Below are 13,212 nucleotides of genomic sequence, written 5' to 3'. Positions count from 1 at the left end.
CGTTTCCCATCGGAAATCGAGAAAACATCTGAACCCATGACGAAACAAACGGGCCGCCCCGGATCATGCAGATGATCCGGCGCGGCCCGTTATTTTCCGATCGGAAATCGGGAAAACTTTGGGTTGCCCTTTGTTTTCCCGATCCCGTTTCCGGTCGTCGTGCGGCCTTAAACGATCGTCAGCGTGACGTCGATGTTGCCGCGCGTGGCGTTCGAGTACGGGCACACGATGTGAGCCTTGTCGACCAGCGCCTGAGCGGCTTCGCGGTCGAGGCCCGGCAGCGAGACGCGCAGTTCCACTTCGATGCCGAAGCCGTTCGGAATCTGGCCGATGCCGACGCGGCCCGTAACCGAGACGTCCGCCGGAATGGCGATCTTGTCGCGCGCCGCGACGAACTTCATCGCGCCGATGAAACACGCGCTGTAACCGGCTGCGAACAGTTGCTCCGGGTTCGTGCCGGCGCCGCCTGCACCGCCCAGTTCGCGCGGCGTCGTGAGCTTGAGGTCGAGGTTGCTCTCGGGCACGACGGCGCGGCCGTCACGGCCTCCGGTTGCGGTGGCTTCGGCGGTGTAGAGGACTTTTTCGATCGACATGACTGACTCTCCAGTGTGAGTAACGATAGGTCAAGCAACAAGGTTGATTCGTTAGTCGTCCAGATCGAAGGGATCTTCGCGACCGGTTGTGCCACTGTTGTGCAACGACGATAACGGTCATTCGTGGCGTACGCGTGATCGTCATCGTGATTCTCGTAATCCTATCTATCACTAGATAGACAACGGGGTCCAACAATGGGGCGGTGAACCGCCCCGGTACTGCAATCCTTGCCTGTGGCCGCGTTGCTATGCCCCTCAGGCCGCGACTCGCCACATGGCTTCCACGTCTTCCAGACGCGACTTCGTGTGAAACAGCCGGCTCGCGATCACGCTGCCTTGCAGCGCCGCGAACAGCGTGCGCGCCGCGCTTTCCGGCTTGCCTTTCGCGACCAGCGTGCCTTCCTCGACGCCTTGCGCCAGCACCTTGGCCAGCCAGGCTTCGTTGGTGCGGAAGAAGGCCTGCACCGCTTCACGCACGGTTTCGGGCAGCGTCTCGATGTCGGCGGCGAGCATGCCGCACAGACAGATCTGGTTGCCGTCGCCCAAGGTCTTGCCGAAGAAGCGCGTGTACAGGCTGAGCTTTTCGTTCGCCGGCAACGCCGGGTCGATCGACTGCAATGCCCGCACGACTTCTTCGCTGTACTGCTTGACCGCTTCGAGCACCAGGTCGTCCTTCGACGGGAAGTAGTAGTGGATGCTCGATGTTTTCACGCCGACCAGTTCCGACAGGTCGCGATAGCTGAAGCCGTTGTAACCCCGCAGCATCATCAACGTGATGGCGTGATCCAGAAGCTGCTCGCGTACGGTTGATTGCGTGTCCATGGGTGTTAATTTATCTACTGGAAGATAGATTGTCAAGTTTCCGAAGCGAAATATTTTTTCGCACCGGAAAGCCCTTGTTTCTGCACGGTTTCCGATCGGAAATCGGGTCTTAACGTTTTCTTGATGCCTGCATTCTTACCATTGCAAATCGCAATCATTCGTATTTGTGATGGCGATGCCGGCAGGCAATCCAGCAAAACAGGAAACTGGGGTGAATACAACATGCAGTTGAATCGGGGAACGCGAGGCCGTCCGTCGGGCTTGCTGATCAATCTGTTCGGCGCGACGTTCGGTTGCGTCGCGCTGACGGCGGCGCACGCGCAAACGTCGGCGCAAACCGCGCAGACGACGCAACCGGCACAAGCCGCACAAGCCGCACAAGCCGCGAATACAACCGACGCAACCGGCGCCACGCAAACCGCTGGCGCCACGCTGCCCGCCGTGAACGTCAGCGGCAGGAACTCGCCATATCAGACGAAATACGTGGAGTCGGATCAGTTCACGGCGCCGCTGCTCGACATCGCGCAGAGCATCGCGATCGTGCCCAAGCGCGTGCTCGATGAACAGCAGGCGCAAAGTCTCCAGGACATTCTCAAGAACGTGCCGGGCATCACGTTCACGTCGGGCGAGGGTAATCTCGGCTGGGGCGACATGTTCACGATTCGCGGCTTTTCGGGCGAGCAGAGCATCACGATCGACGGCCTGCGCGACGCGGGCCTCGCGAGCCGCTCGGACACCTTCGACGTCGATCGCGTGGAAGTGTTCAAGGGCACCGGCACGATCGAATCGGGCGTGGCCGCGCCGGGCGGCAGCGTCAATCTCGTCACGAAGGAAGCGCATCTCGACGACGCGTATCACCTCGCGACCACACTCGGCTCGGCGCGCTATCGCCGCGTGAGCGCCGACCTCAACAAGCAGATCGGCGAGCACTCGGCGCTGCGTCTGAATCTCATGCGCCACACGCAGGACGTGGACGGTCGCGCCAACGTGCACGACGACCGCTGGGGCGTGGCCGGTTCGCTCGCGATGGGGCTCGGCACGCCCACGCGCGTGACGCTCGACTATTTCCATCAGCAGGACAACAACGTGCCGGACACCGGCGTGCCGATCGAGCGCGGCACGGGCGGCCAGCGCATGCCCGGCGTGCCGCGCAATGGCTGGTATGGCGACCCGAATCTCTACAAGGATCACTCGACCACCAACCGCGCGAGCGTGAAGATCGAGCACGACTTCAACGACAACCTGCGCATCTCGAACATGACGCGCTGGGAGCAGACCGATCGCACCACCGTGCTCGCGCCCGCGCGTTTCAATTCGACGAGCGGCACGTCGTACGGCTACGTGGGCACCGGCTCGCTCGTGACGAGCGCCTCGGGCGTACTCTCGTACAGCGGCGTGTCGGCGGACCCTAATCTCTCGCCGCTCGCGGTGCTGCGCGGCAACAACTACGGCACGTCGAAGCGCTACGACATTCTCGCCAACGAGACCAACGTGAACACGTCGTTCGATACGGCGGGGCTGCATCACGATGTCGTCGTCGGCGCGGAGTTCTATCACGAGCGTTATGGCGATCTGCCGCGCAGCGTGGTCGCGCCATCGACGAATCCGGTGATGGACCTCACGAACGCGTATGGCACGAGCATGGGCGGCGTGAACGCGATGGAAGGCACGACCGGCGACTACGCGGCGGTCAACGATGCGGGCGTGTATATCCGCGATACCGTGACGATCACGCCGAAGTGGATCGTTGAAGGCGCGGCGCGCTACGACCGTTTCTGGGTCAAGCAGGTGAGCGGCGCGGCCAACGCGCACTCGGTGCTGACGACGAGCGACGGCGCGTTCAGCGGCCGTATCGGCATCACGTACAAGCCGCTGCCGTTCGGCAGCCTCTACGCGACCTACGGGCGTGCGGCGCAGCCTTCGGCGGTGGGCGCGACGACCAACAACACGATTTACGGCGCGACCTCGGCGGCCACGGCGAGCCTCAAACCGGCCGTGGCGCAGACCTGGGAGCTGGGTACCAAGTGGGATCTGCTCGACCGGCGTCTGTCGATCACGAGCGCACTGTTCCGCACCGAACTCAGCGATTCGTGGGACTACGGCGACACGACGTCGAGCGTCGTGCGCGAGTTGCCGCCCAAACGCGTTGATGGCATCGAACTGGGCGTGTCGGGCAACATCACCGAAAAGTGGTCGGCGTTCGCGGGCTTCGCGGCGATGCGCGGGCGCATCACGAAGGGCATCAACGAAGGCCAGCGACCGGCCAACGTGCCGAACGCGACCGTCAATCTCTGGACCTCGTATGCGGTCACGCCGAAGTTCTCGGTGAGCTATGGCGTGCAGTACGTCGGCACGCGCCGTTATACCGACAACGAATACGTCGGCGGCCAGAACAACAACAGCAGCACGGTGAGCGGCGCGAGCGGCAATCATCCGGCCTATGTGTACGACGCGGAAAAAGCGCCGGCATTCTGGCTGCATTCGCTCGCGGCGCGCTATGAGGTCAACAAGAATCTCGCGCTGAGCCTCAACGTGCAGAACCTGTTCAACACGTTCTACTACTCGGCGGTGGGGGCGTCGCTCGACGGCTTCCAGTTGTATGGCGTGCCGGGTGCCGGACGCACCGTGCTGCTGTCGGCGGACGTGCGTTTCTAGCGGTTTTCGCGAGCGGCGCCGCCGCTCGCCCATTCAGACGATGCACAGAGTGAAACGATGATCGTGGAAATTCCGGGCGTATTCAGCCCGCAGGAATCGAAGGTGCGGGTCGAGCGGTTGCGCGCGGCGCAATGGATCGACGGCAAGGCGACGGCGGGCGCGCAATCGCAGCGCGTCAAACACAATCGCCAACTCGGTGGCGACGATCCGCTCGCACGCGAGATCGGCGACGAGATTATCGACCGTCTCGCGAAGGATGCGGTGTTCATGTCGGCGGCGCTGCCGAAGCGTATTTATCCGCCGCTGTTCAACAGTTATGGAATTGGAGAATCATTCGGATTCCATATCGATAACGCAGTGCGCGGTATTCGCGCGTCACGTGAGCGGGTGCGAACCGATCTGTCCGCCACGTTGTTTCTCGCCGATCCGGCGAGCTACGATGGCGGCGAACTCGTGATTCGCGACACCTATGGCGAGCAGCGCGTGAAGCTGCCCGCAGGGCACATAATCCTGTATCCGGGGTCGAGCGTGCACAAAGTCGAGCCGGTCACGCGCGGCGAGCGCATCGCGTCGTTCTTCTGGATCGAAAGCCTCGTGCGCGAGGACGCGCAGCGCGCGCTGCTGCTCGATATGGACGTCGCGATCCAGCGGCTCACGATGCAGAACGCCAGCGACGAATCGCTCGTGCAGCTCACCGGCTGTTATCACAATCTGCTGCGCATGTGGGCCGATTGCTGATTGTGGATTGCTGAGCGCCGGGCGCCGGGCGCCGGGCGCGCGTAGCGCGTTGGCTGTGTCGGATCGGAAACCGGGAAAACTCGCGCATGCACGCGAGTTTCCGATACGCGTCGCATCGTCGTTCGCGTTTCCGTGAGGAAACGCGAAGCGCGATCGCTCAGCGCGTGGCGGTTTTCGCGGGCGTCGAATCCGTTTTCTCGGCGACGCGCTTTTCGCCGTCCGTGCCGCCCTGGCGGCTCCAGTGCTCGAGCAGCACGCGGGTTTGATCGGCGATATTCGCTTTCAGAAACTCGGCTCTTTCGGCGTCGATATCGTCCCATTTCAGCGTCGACAGCGTCACGCGGCGCGCGATGTAGAACAGCAGAAACTGGCCGTAGAGGCTGAGCATCCGCATGACGGTGAGCGGATCGTCAGCGCTCATGCCGCTGATGCGGGCGAGCAGCGTGATGTTCACCTCGTTGAGCGGCGCGCGTACGCGCTGGCGCAGGACTTCGGAGCCCGATTCCGGTTCGCCGCCGCCTTGCTCGCGCGCGAAAAAGAGCCGCTGGTCGGGGTCGCTGCGCTTGACGAAGGTGCGATCGGCGACGGCGCGCTGAATGTCGAGAAACGCGTCGATCAGCTCGGCGGTGTCGCCGTTGCGTTCGAGCACGGCGCGTGCGCGCAGCACGGCGGGCTCGAAGGATTGCCATGACTCGTCGGCGAGCGATTCGGCGCACGCGCAGTACAGCCCTTCCTTACTCTCAAAGTAGTACTGCAGGGCCGGCGCATTGACGCCCGCGCGCGCGGCGATATCCCGGGTGGAGGCGCCTTCGAAACCGTGCTTGCCAAACAGGCTGATGGCCGCTTCGATAATCTTGCGGCGCGTTTCGTCGCCGCGCGCGTAGCCGCCCGCTTTGGGACGCCGTAGCGGTTTCGTGTCGTTCATGTGATTCGGGTAGCGATCGGATTTCTCGAAATATATCACTTGACACAATTTTTCCGGATGGAATAATTTTGCCAACTGGAATAAATTGAGACTGATAAGAACATGTCAACGACCGCAGGTGCGCCCGGACGAGATGCGTCGAGCGACACCCATTCACCCGATAAGCGCGATATTCAAACCGCCGATAACAAGACCGGCGACAAGACCGGCAACAAGTCGGGCAAGAAGCGCATCGTCCTGATCGGCCTCTGCATCGTGGCGCTGCTCGCGGGCGCGACGTGGCTCGGTCACTGGTGGCGGGTCGGCCGCTTCATCGAGAGCACCGACGACGCCTATCTTCAGGCCGACAGCGTCACCGTCGCGCCGAAAGTCAGCGGCTATATCACCGACGTCTTCGTCGCCGACAACCAGGCCGTGAAGGCCGGCGATCCGCTGGTGAAACTCGACGCGCGCCAGTATCAAGTCGCGCTCGATCAGGCCAACGCCACCGTCGATGCGCGCCAGGCCGACATTCAGCACGCCGAGGCGCAACTCGTTCAGCAGCGCGCGAACATCGCGCAGACCCAGGCGCAGCAGGACGTGGCGCGCGTGAGCTTGCGGCACGCGCAGGACGAAGTCGCGCGTTACGCGCCGCTGGCGGCCACGGGCGCGGAAACGGTCGAGCGTCTCACCGAACTCAAGAGCACGCGCGATCAGGCACAGGCGACGCTGGCGGCGGATTCGGCGTCGGTCGAGGCGGCGCGTTCGCAGATTGCCGCGCTCACGGCGCAACTCGCGCAGGCGCGCGCCCAGCTCGAAGCGGCGCGCGCGAGCGCGGCGCAATCGCAGCTCGATCTCGACAACACCGTCGTGAAGGCGGCGCTGTCCGGCCGCGTCGGCGATCGCACCGTGCGCGTGGGCCAGTACGTGCAGCCGGGCACGCGCATGCTGACTGTGGTGCCGGTCCAGCAGACCTATCTCACGGCGAACTTCAAGGAAACGCAGATCGGCCGCATGCGCGTGGGGCAACCGGTGGAAATGCGCGTCGACGCCTTGTCGGGTCACACGCTGCATGGCGTGGTCGACAGCTTTGCGCCGGGCACGGGCGCGCAGTTCGCGCTGCTGCCGCCGGAAAACGCCACCGGCAACTTCACGAAGATCGTGCAGCGCGTGCCGGTGCGCATTCGTCTCGACGTCGGGCCGGAAACGCGCTCGGTGCTGCTGCCCGGCATGTCCGTGAATGTCGACGTCGATACGCGTTCGGCGCGCGACGACGATCGCCGCATCGACGCAGAGAACCATCGTGGCTGACGTACCCAACGTCCCACCCAACGCCGCGCAAGCACCCGCCGCGCCGCAGCCGCACGGCGAGCAGCGCGCGGGCGTCGCCGACTGGATCGCGGTGGCCGCCGGCGCGCTGGGCGCGTTGATGGCCACGCTCGACATCTCCATCACGAACTCGGCGCTGCCGCAGATCCAGGGCGAAATCGGCGCGACCGGCACCGAAGGCACGTGGATTTCCACGGGCTATCTGATGTCCGAGATCGTGATGATTCCGCTCGCCGCGTGGCTCACGCGTGTGTTCGGACTCCGAAACTTTCTGCTGGCGAATGCCGCGCTCTTTATCGGCTTCTCGATGATGTGCGGCTGGTCGAGCACGCTCGCCGTGATGATCGCGGGCCGCATCGGCCAGGGCTTCACCGGCGGCGCGATGATCCCCACGGCGCAGACCATCATCCGCACGCGGCTGCCGCTTTCGCAGCTACCTGTGGGCATGACGGTGTTCGGGCTCATCGTGCTGCTCGGGCCGTTGCTCGGGCCCGTGGTGGGCGGTTGGCTCGCGGAGAACATCAGCTGGAGCTGGTGCTTCTTCATCAACCTGCCCGTGTGTATCGCGCTGATTACGCTGCTGATCGTGGGCCTGCCCGCCGACCGTCCGCACTGGGAGGCTTTTTTCAAGGCCGACTGGCTGGGCATCGTCGGTCTCGCGGTCGGCCTGAGCACGCTCACGGTCGTGCTCGAAGAGGGTCAACGCGAGCGCTGGTTCGAATCGAGCATGATCGTCACGCTGAGCTGCGTGTCGCTCGCGGGCATGGTGCTGATCGCGATCTCGCAGTTCGTCGCGAAGAAGCCCATCTTGCGGCTCTCGCTCATGCGCAACCCGCGCTACGCGAGCGTGATCGTCATCGTGTCGGCGGTGGGCGCGGGCCTCTATGGCATTTCGTATCTGCTGCCGCAGTTTTTGAGCCTCGTCGCTGGATACAACGCGGAGCAATCGGGCGCGATCATGCTGCTGTCCGGGCTGCCGGCCTTCCTCGTGATGCCGATTCTGCCGCGTCTGCTCGCGAAGGTCGATTTCCGCGTGCTGGTGGTGAGCGGCCTGCTGCTGTTCACGCTGAACTGCATGCTCGATATTTCGCTGACCGCGCAGAGCGTGGGCCACGATTTCGTGTGGTCGCAGCTGATTCGCGGCGTGGCGCAGATGCTCGCGATGATGCCGCTGAATCAGGCCTCGATGGCGGCGGTCGCGCGCGAGGATTCCGGCGATGCGGCGGGTCTCTACAACATGGCGCGCAATCTCGGCGGCTCGGTGGGGCTCGCGATCATCGGCACGCTGATCGATCGGCGCGAGACCTTCCACACGGCCATGTTGCGCGAGTCGATCAGCGCGAATTCGCTGATCGGTCAGGAGCGACTCGCGAACGGCGCGGCCAGCTGGTTTGCGCAGAACGGCGACATGGCCTATTCGAAGATGATCTCGCTTGCCCAGATCGCTTCGCAGATCCAGCAGCAATCGATGGTGATGACGTACTCCGAAACATTCTGGGTGCTCGGTATTGCGCTCGCGGCGTGCGTGCCGCTCGCGCTCATGCTCAAGAAACCGCAGCCCGGCGCGAAGCCGCCGTCCGCCGGCCACTGACGCTTCAATATTCGACTCATGACGGCCATTCGTTCTTACCGCTTTCCTCGGGCAAAGCCCTTCACGCGCCTCACGCTGCTCGCCGGTGCATGCGTGCTGTCGGCCTGCACCGTGGGCCCCGACTATCACGGCGCGCCCGCGGTCGCGCCCGAAGCCGCGAGCGCCGCGAACTTCGTGCGTACGCCCGCGCAGGGCGTGACGACGGCGCGCGCGCCGAGCGACTGGTGGACCGCGCTCGACGATCCGCATCTGAACGCGCTGATCGCGGCGGCGCTCGAACACAATCCCGATGTGCGCGTCGCGCAGGCGCGGCTGCGCGAATCGCGTGCGCAACTGCAGCAACAGCGCGCGGCCGAATTGCCGAAGGTGTCGGCCGCGGTCGCCGCGCCGCGCATGCGCGAACCCGATCTCAGTACGCTCTCGCAGTCGTCGGGGAGTTCGGGTTCGGGACGCGGGCCGCTGCAGTTCTATACGGCGGGCTTCGACGCGTCGTGGGAAATCGACCTGTTCGGCGGCACGCGCCGCGCGGTGGAAGCGGCCACCGACGAAGCCGACGCCGTATCCGCCGATCTCGCCGACACGCAGGTGTCGCTCGCGGCCGAAGTGGCGCAGGCCTATATCGATCTGCGCGACGAGCAGCAGCGTTTCGCGCTTGCGCAGCGCACGGCGGAGATTCAGCAGCAGTCGCTTACGCTGACCGAGCAGCGCCGCGCGGGCGGCACGGCCGCCGAGGTGGACGTCGAGCGTCTGACCACGCAGGTCGAAAACACGCGCTCGACGCTTGCGCCGCTCGCCGCGCAAGTGGAGATGTCGCTCGATCAGCTCGCGGTGCTCACGGGCAAGGCGCCCGGCGCGCTCGACGCGGAACTGGCCGCGCCGAGCCCGTTGCCGACGTTGCCCGCCACCGTCACGGTCAGCGATCCCGCAACCGTGCTCGCGCAGCGCCCCGACATTCGCGCTGCCGAGCGCAGGCTTGCGTCGAGCAATGCGCAGATTGGCCAGCACGTGGCCGACTATTTTCCGAAGCTCACGCTGTTCGGCGACCTTGGCTTCACCGCCGCCGATCCGGGCCATCTGATGCGCAAGCGCAATTTCAGCTGGGTGGGCGCGCCGTATCTGCAATGGAATCTGTTTGATTTCGGCCGCACGGCCGGTGCCGTGCGTGGCGCAGAAGCCTCGCGCGACGAAGCCGAAGTGCGTTACGAAAAAACGGTGCTCGCCGCGTTGCAGGACGCCAATGGCGCGCTCTCGCGCTATGGCTATCAGCGCGAGCACGTGGTGACGCTGCAGAAAGTGCAGGCGTCGGCGGAACGCTCGGCCACGCTGATGCGTCAGCGTTATCGTGCGGGTGCGTCGAGCCTCGTCGATCTGCTCGATACGCAGCGCGCCGAGTTTGCAGCGCAACAGGACGTGGTGTCCGCGCAGGCGCAGTTGCTCAAGGACTTCGTCTCCTTGCAGAAGAGTCTGGGTCTGGGCTGGCACAGCGCTTCGCAAAGTCCGCTCAAAAGCTGAACCGGGCGGCGCGCTCGCGCCGCGAAAATATCCACGTCACATCAAACCCCAGATAGTGGGAAATCGCCCTCAATTTGCGGGGTAAACGATGAGCGGGCAACGATTAAAAATCGAATTCGCTCGCCTTTCAGGCTGCTATATTTTTTCGTCAGGGAGTCGCGACTAGAACCCGGACGCCATGCGCGTGCGTGCCGATCCGGCGTGGATGAGACATCCAGGAGGAGGCATGAAGCTGAAGAAGGCCATCGACCGCGTGCCTGGCGGCCTGATGCTGGTGCCCTTGCTGCTCGGCGCCTGCGTGCACACGTTCGCGCCCGGCGCGGGCAAGTACTTCGGTTCGTTTACCAACGGGCTGATCGCCGGGACCGTGCCGATCCTCGCGGTCTGGTTCTTCTGCATGGGCGCGACCATCGATCTGCGCGCGACCGGCGCGGTGCTGCGCAAATCCGGCACCTTGCTCGCGACGAAAACCGCGGTTGCGTGGATTGCCACGCTGGTCGCGGCGCGCTATCTGCCCGCCGACGGCGTCAAGGCCGGCCTGTTCGCGGGGCTTTCGGTGCTCGCCATCACCACCTCGATGGACATGACCAACGGCGGCCTCTACGCCGCCGTCATGCAGCAATACGGCACGAAGGAAGAGGCGGGCGCGTTCGTGCTGATGTCGATCGAATCGGGGCCGCTCGTCAGCATGCTCATTCTGGGCGCGACGGGCGTGGCCTTCTTCGAGCCGCGTCTGTTCGCGGGCGCGGTGCTGCCGTTTCTCGTCGGCTTCGTGCTCGGCAATCTCGATCACGATCTGCGCGATCTGTTCGGACGCTGCGTGCATCCGCTGATTCCGTTTTTCGGCTTCGCGCTCGGCAACGGCATCGACCTTGGCGTGATCGTCAACAGCGGGTTCGCGGGCGTGATGCTGGGGCTCGGCGTGATCGTCGTGACCGGCATTCCGCTGATTCTCGCGGATCGTCTGCTCGCGGGCGGCAATGGCGCGGCGGGACTCGCGGCGTCGTCGACGGCGGGCGCGGCGGTGGCGAACCCCGCGATCATCGGCGAGATGATTCCGCGCTTCAAGCCGCTCGTGCCGGCCGCGACCGCGATGGTCGCCACGTCGTGCCTCGTCACGGCGATCCTCGTGCCGATCCTCACGGCGCTGTGGGTGCGCAGGAAAAGCGCGCGCGACGCTTTGCGCGAAGAGTTCATGGGGCCGCCCGTGCAGCCGGTTGCGAGCCAGGACGTGCACGTTTGATTCGCGCCTTGAATTCCGCCTGATCCGCGCGCGTCGCGTCAGTTTCGTGCGGCGCCGCGCGCCATGCTCGCGAGCACGCCGTCGCGGCGGATCAGCGCATGGAATAGCGCGGCCGCGAGATGCATCAACACCGTCGCGAACAGCGCGAACGCGAGCCACGTATGCGCCGCGCGCAACCACGCATAGAGCGTGACGTTGTGCGGCACGATCGGCGGCAACTGCACGCCGCTTGCGAGCACGACCGGATAGCCGCCCGCCGACAACATCGACCAGCCGATCAGCGGCATCGCGATCATCAACGCATACAGCACGAGATGCGAGGCGTGCGCCGCGCTGCGCTGCCACGCGGGAATATCGGCGGGCAGGGCGGGCGCGCCGCGCGAGAGGCGCACGGCCACGCGCACGATCACGAGCAGCAACAGCGCGATGCCGAGCGGCCGATGCAGCGCGATCAGCGTCTCGTGCAGGCGCGAAACGGTCGCGACCATGCCGACGCCCACGAACAGCATCGCGATGATCAACACGGCCATCGACCAGTGAATCAGCCGCGCGAGACCGCTGAAATGGGTGCCGGTTTTCATGGCTGAGTGTCTCCGTGCGGTTCGTGCGATTGCGCGGCTTCTTCGCGCGTGCGGCGGTTGAACGAAACGGCATAGGCGGCCGAGCGCGCCGCGAGCAGCGGATCGTCGGACGGTTTCAGGCCGTCGGGCAGAATCGTCGGGTCGTAGTTCACGTCGCGGCAAGCGCCTTCGCGCTGCGGCGTCGCGCGGCGCAGCACCAGCGTGCCCGCGTCGATCTGCTCGCGGTCGGCGGGCCATTGCTGCGTGGCGTCGTTGGTCGGGTCGCCGGGCTGGCCGACCGTCAGCACGAGACGCCAAAGCAGCGGACCTTGCGCGAGGCGTGCTTCGAGATCGTCGGCGAGAAAATCCGGATCGTTCTTCTGCGCGGCGCTTTGCGGCGCGTAGGCGATCTCGGGCACGGTCTGCCAGCGGATCGCACGCGTGTTGTCCTCGGCATCCGTGGCGAGGAACGCGTTGATGCCGTAGAAGCCGGTGTTGGCGAAACTCGACGAAGGCGGATGCGACTTCAACCATTGCCGGAACGGCAGCGTTTCCGGATTCGCGTCAAAAAACGCGTTGAGTTTCGCGGGATCGGGCTTGCCGGTAGCCGGGTCGGGTTTCGAGGCCACCAGTTGCTGATAAAACTGCTTCGGTGTCCGAACCACAAAAACGGGCGTCGAATTCATGCCGGTGCGCCATTGCTCGCCGTCCTTCAACTGGAACAGCAGCGCCATGCTGCGTACCGGCGTGCTGGCGTCGGGCGCGGACGGATTGCTGCCCGGAATGGCGAAGCGGCCGATCACCGGCGTCTCGCCCGGCGCGAACACAGCCGCGCGCGAGACGCGTGCGCCGTTGCCGTTGCTTTCGAACTCGCCTTCGAGGCAGAGGCCCTTGGCGTGATTGCGCCGGAAGCCCGCATGCACGCCGTAATTCGACTCGAAGGTGTTGATGATGTGCGGCGCGTTCACGCGTTTGGGCGTGAGCCAGCCGGCGGTCCAGGCGAACGCGCCGGCGGCGCCGACGACAACCGCCGCGATGGCCGCGAGCCGGCACGGCATGCAGATGGCGTTCTGGCTCATGGCGCGCTCCTGCGCCGCGTGGAGGTACGATGAGGCATGATCGGTCCTGTCGATGGCCAATAAGGGCTGTTACTGGCGTCAACACGGCGGGCACGCGGTCTATTCCACCCGATGCAGAAGTTTTTTTGCGGGTTTTTTTGCGGCGATCGAGCGGCGCCGGTGTCAGGCGAACGAAACCAACAGGAG

The 13,212-nt window shown here is 64.9% G+C and carries 11 protein-coding genes; 6 read left to right on the top strand and 5 right to left on the bottom strand.

Going from position 1 to position 13,212, the window contains the following annotated elements; translation table 11 throughout:
* Nucleotides 1–167 precede the first annotated feature (167 nt).
* On the bottom strand, nt 168–593 hold the full coding sequence (locus tag BMY06_RS07485; RefSeq protein WP_065065363.1) for an organic hydroperoxide resistance protein: 426 nt from the start codon (nt 591–593) through the stop codon (nt 168–170).
* Nucleotides 594–848: 255 nt separating this feature from the next.
* On the bottom strand, nt 849–1,415 hold the full coding sequence (locus tag BMY06_RS07480; RefSeq protein ID WP_065065362.1) for a TetR/AcrR family transcriptional regulator: 567 nt from the start codon (nt 1,413–1,415) through the stop codon (nt 849–851).
* A 222-nt stretch (nt 1,416–1,637) separates the two neighbouring features.
* Here BMY06_RS07480 and BMY06_RS07475 point away from each other — a divergent pair, with 222 nt between their 5' ends.
* Together BMY06_RS07475 and BMY06_RS07470 are read left to right on the top strand one after the other, a co-directional pair.
* Nucleotides 1,638–4,070, top strand: coding sequence for a TonB-dependent receptor (locus tag BMY06_RS07475; RefSeq protein WP_074982401.1), 2,433 nt, complete (start codon nt 1,638–1,640; stop codon nt 4,068–4,070).
* 57 nt (nt 4,071–4,127) lie between these two features.
* The gene (locus tag BMY06_RS07470; RefSeq protein WP_074982399.1) at nt 4,128–4,808 is read left to right on the top strand and encodes a Fe2+-dependent dioxygenase; all 681 of its coding nucleotides are present in this window, start codon (nt 4,128–4,130) and stop codon (nt 4,806–4,808) included.
* Between the two features lie 157 nt (nt 4,809–4,965).
* Here the strand turns inward: BMY06_RS07470 and BMY06_RS07465 are convergent, their stop codons facing one another.
* A complete protein-coding gene (locus BMY06_RS07465; RefSeq protein ID WP_065065359.1) occupies nt 4,966–5,733 on the bottom strand; it encodes a CerR family C-terminal domain-containing protein in 768 nt (255 codons plus the stop codon).
* A 102-nt stretch (nt 5,734–5,835) separates the two neighbouring features.
* Here BMY06_RS07465 and BMY06_RS07460 point away from each other — a divergent pair, with 102 nt between their 5' ends.
* The 4 genes from BMY06_RS07460 to kdgT all read left to right on the top strand — a co-directional run bounded on the left by BMY06_RS07460 (nt 5,836) and on the right by kdgT (nt 11,387).
* A complete protein-coding gene (locus BMY06_RS07460) occupies nt 5,836–7,023 on the top strand; it encodes an HlyD family secretion protein (protein WP_080180209.1) in 1,188 nt (395 codons plus the stop codon).
* Entirely contained in the window at nt 6,953–8,632 is a 1,680-nt protein-coding gene (locus BMY06_RS07455) for an MDR family MFS transporter (protein WP_080180208.1), read from the top strand. The genes BMY06_RS07460 and BMY06_RS07455 overlap by 71 nt, the downstream gene beginning before the upstream one ends.
* 18 nt (nt 8,633–8,650) lie before the next feature.
* Nucleotides 8,651–10,144, top strand: coding sequence for an efflux transporter outer membrane subunit (locus BMY06_RS07450; protein WP_074982398.1), 1,494 nt, complete (start codon nt 8,651–8,653; stop codon nt 10,142–10,144).
* 226 nt (nt 10,145–10,370) lie between these two features.
* Nucleotides 10,371–11,387 (top strand): 2-keto-3-deoxygluconate transporter, encoded by a 1,017-nt coding sequence (gene kdgT / locus BMY06_RS07445; RefSeq protein WP_074982396.1) that lies wholly within the window; start codon nt 10,371–10,373, stop codon nt 11,385–11,387.
* Nucleotides 11,388–11,425: 38 nt separating this feature from the next.
* On the opposite strand, the gene BMY06_RS07440 is transcribed toward kdgT, so the two are convergent.
* Together BMY06_RS07440 and BMY06_RS07435 are read right to left on the bottom strand one after the other, a co-directional pair.
* Nucleotides 11,426–11,968, bottom strand: coding sequence for a cytochrome b (locus tag BMY06_RS07440; protein ID WP_065060623.1), 543 nt, complete (start codon nt 11,966–11,968; stop codon nt 11,426–11,428).
* A complete protein-coding gene (locus BMY06_RS07435; protein WP_065060624.1) occupies nt 11,965–13,026 on the bottom strand; it encodes a catalase family peroxidase in 1,062 nt (353 codons plus the stop codon). The genes BMY06_RS07440 and BMY06_RS07435 overlap by 4 nt, the downstream gene beginning before the upstream one ends.
* Between the last annotated feature and the right edge of the window lie 186 nt (nt 13,027–13,212).

Source organism: Paraburkholderia tropica, assembly GCF_900109265.1.
Taxonomy (GTDB): domain Bacteria; phylum Pseudomonadota; class Gammaproteobacteria; order Burkholderiales; family Burkholderiaceae; genus Paraburkholderia; species Paraburkholderia tropica.
This window is presented reverse-complemented; position numbering and strand designations above follow the sequence as displayed.

Bases quoted from the DNA above. Each gene is read 5' to 3' on its own strand.
- BMY06_RS07470 (WP_074982399.1), top strand. From the start codon at position 4,128: ATGATCGTGGAAATTCCGGGCGTATTCAGCCCGCAGGAATCGAAGGTG.
- BMY06_RS07485 (WP_065065363.1), bottom strand. From the start codon at position 593: ATGTCGATCGAAAAAGTCCTCTACACCGCCGAAGCCACCGCAACCGGA.
- BMY06_RS07440 (WP_065060623.1), bottom strand. From the start codon at position 11,968: ATGAAAACCGGCACCCATTTCAGCGGTCTCGCGCGGCTGATTCACTGG.
- BMY06_RS07465 (WP_065065359.1), bottom strand. From the start codon at position 5,733: ATGAACGACACGAAACCGCTACGGCGTCCCAAAGCGGGCGGCTACGCG.
- BMY06_RS07460 (WP_080180209.1), top strand. From the start codon at position 5,836: ATGTCAACGACCGCAGGTGCGCCCGGACGAGATGCGTCGAGCGACACC.
- BMY06_RS07455 (WP_080180208.1), top strand. From the start codon at position 6,953: ATGTCGACGTCGATACGCGTTCGGCGCGCGACGACGATCGCCGCATCG.
- BMY06_RS07475 (WP_074982401.1), top strand. From the start codon at position 1,638: ATGCAGTTGAATCGGGGAACGCGAGGCCGTCCGTCGGGCTTGCTGATC.
- kdgT (WP_074982396.1), top strand. From the start codon at position 10,371: ATGAAGCTGAAGAAGGCCATCGACCGCGTGCCTGGCGGCCTGATGCTG.
- BMY06_RS07480 (WP_065065362.1), bottom strand. From the start codon at position 1,415: ATGGACACGCAATCAACCGTACGCGAGCAGCTTCTGGATCACGCCATC.
- BMY06_RS07450 (WP_074982398.1), top strand. From the start codon at position 8,651: ATGACGGCCATTCGTTCTTACCGCTTTCCTCGGGCAAAGCCCTTCACG.
- BMY06_RS07435 (WP_065060624.1), bottom strand. From the start codon at position 13,026: ATGAGCCAGAACGCCATCTGCATGCCGTGCCGGCTCGCGGCCATCGCG.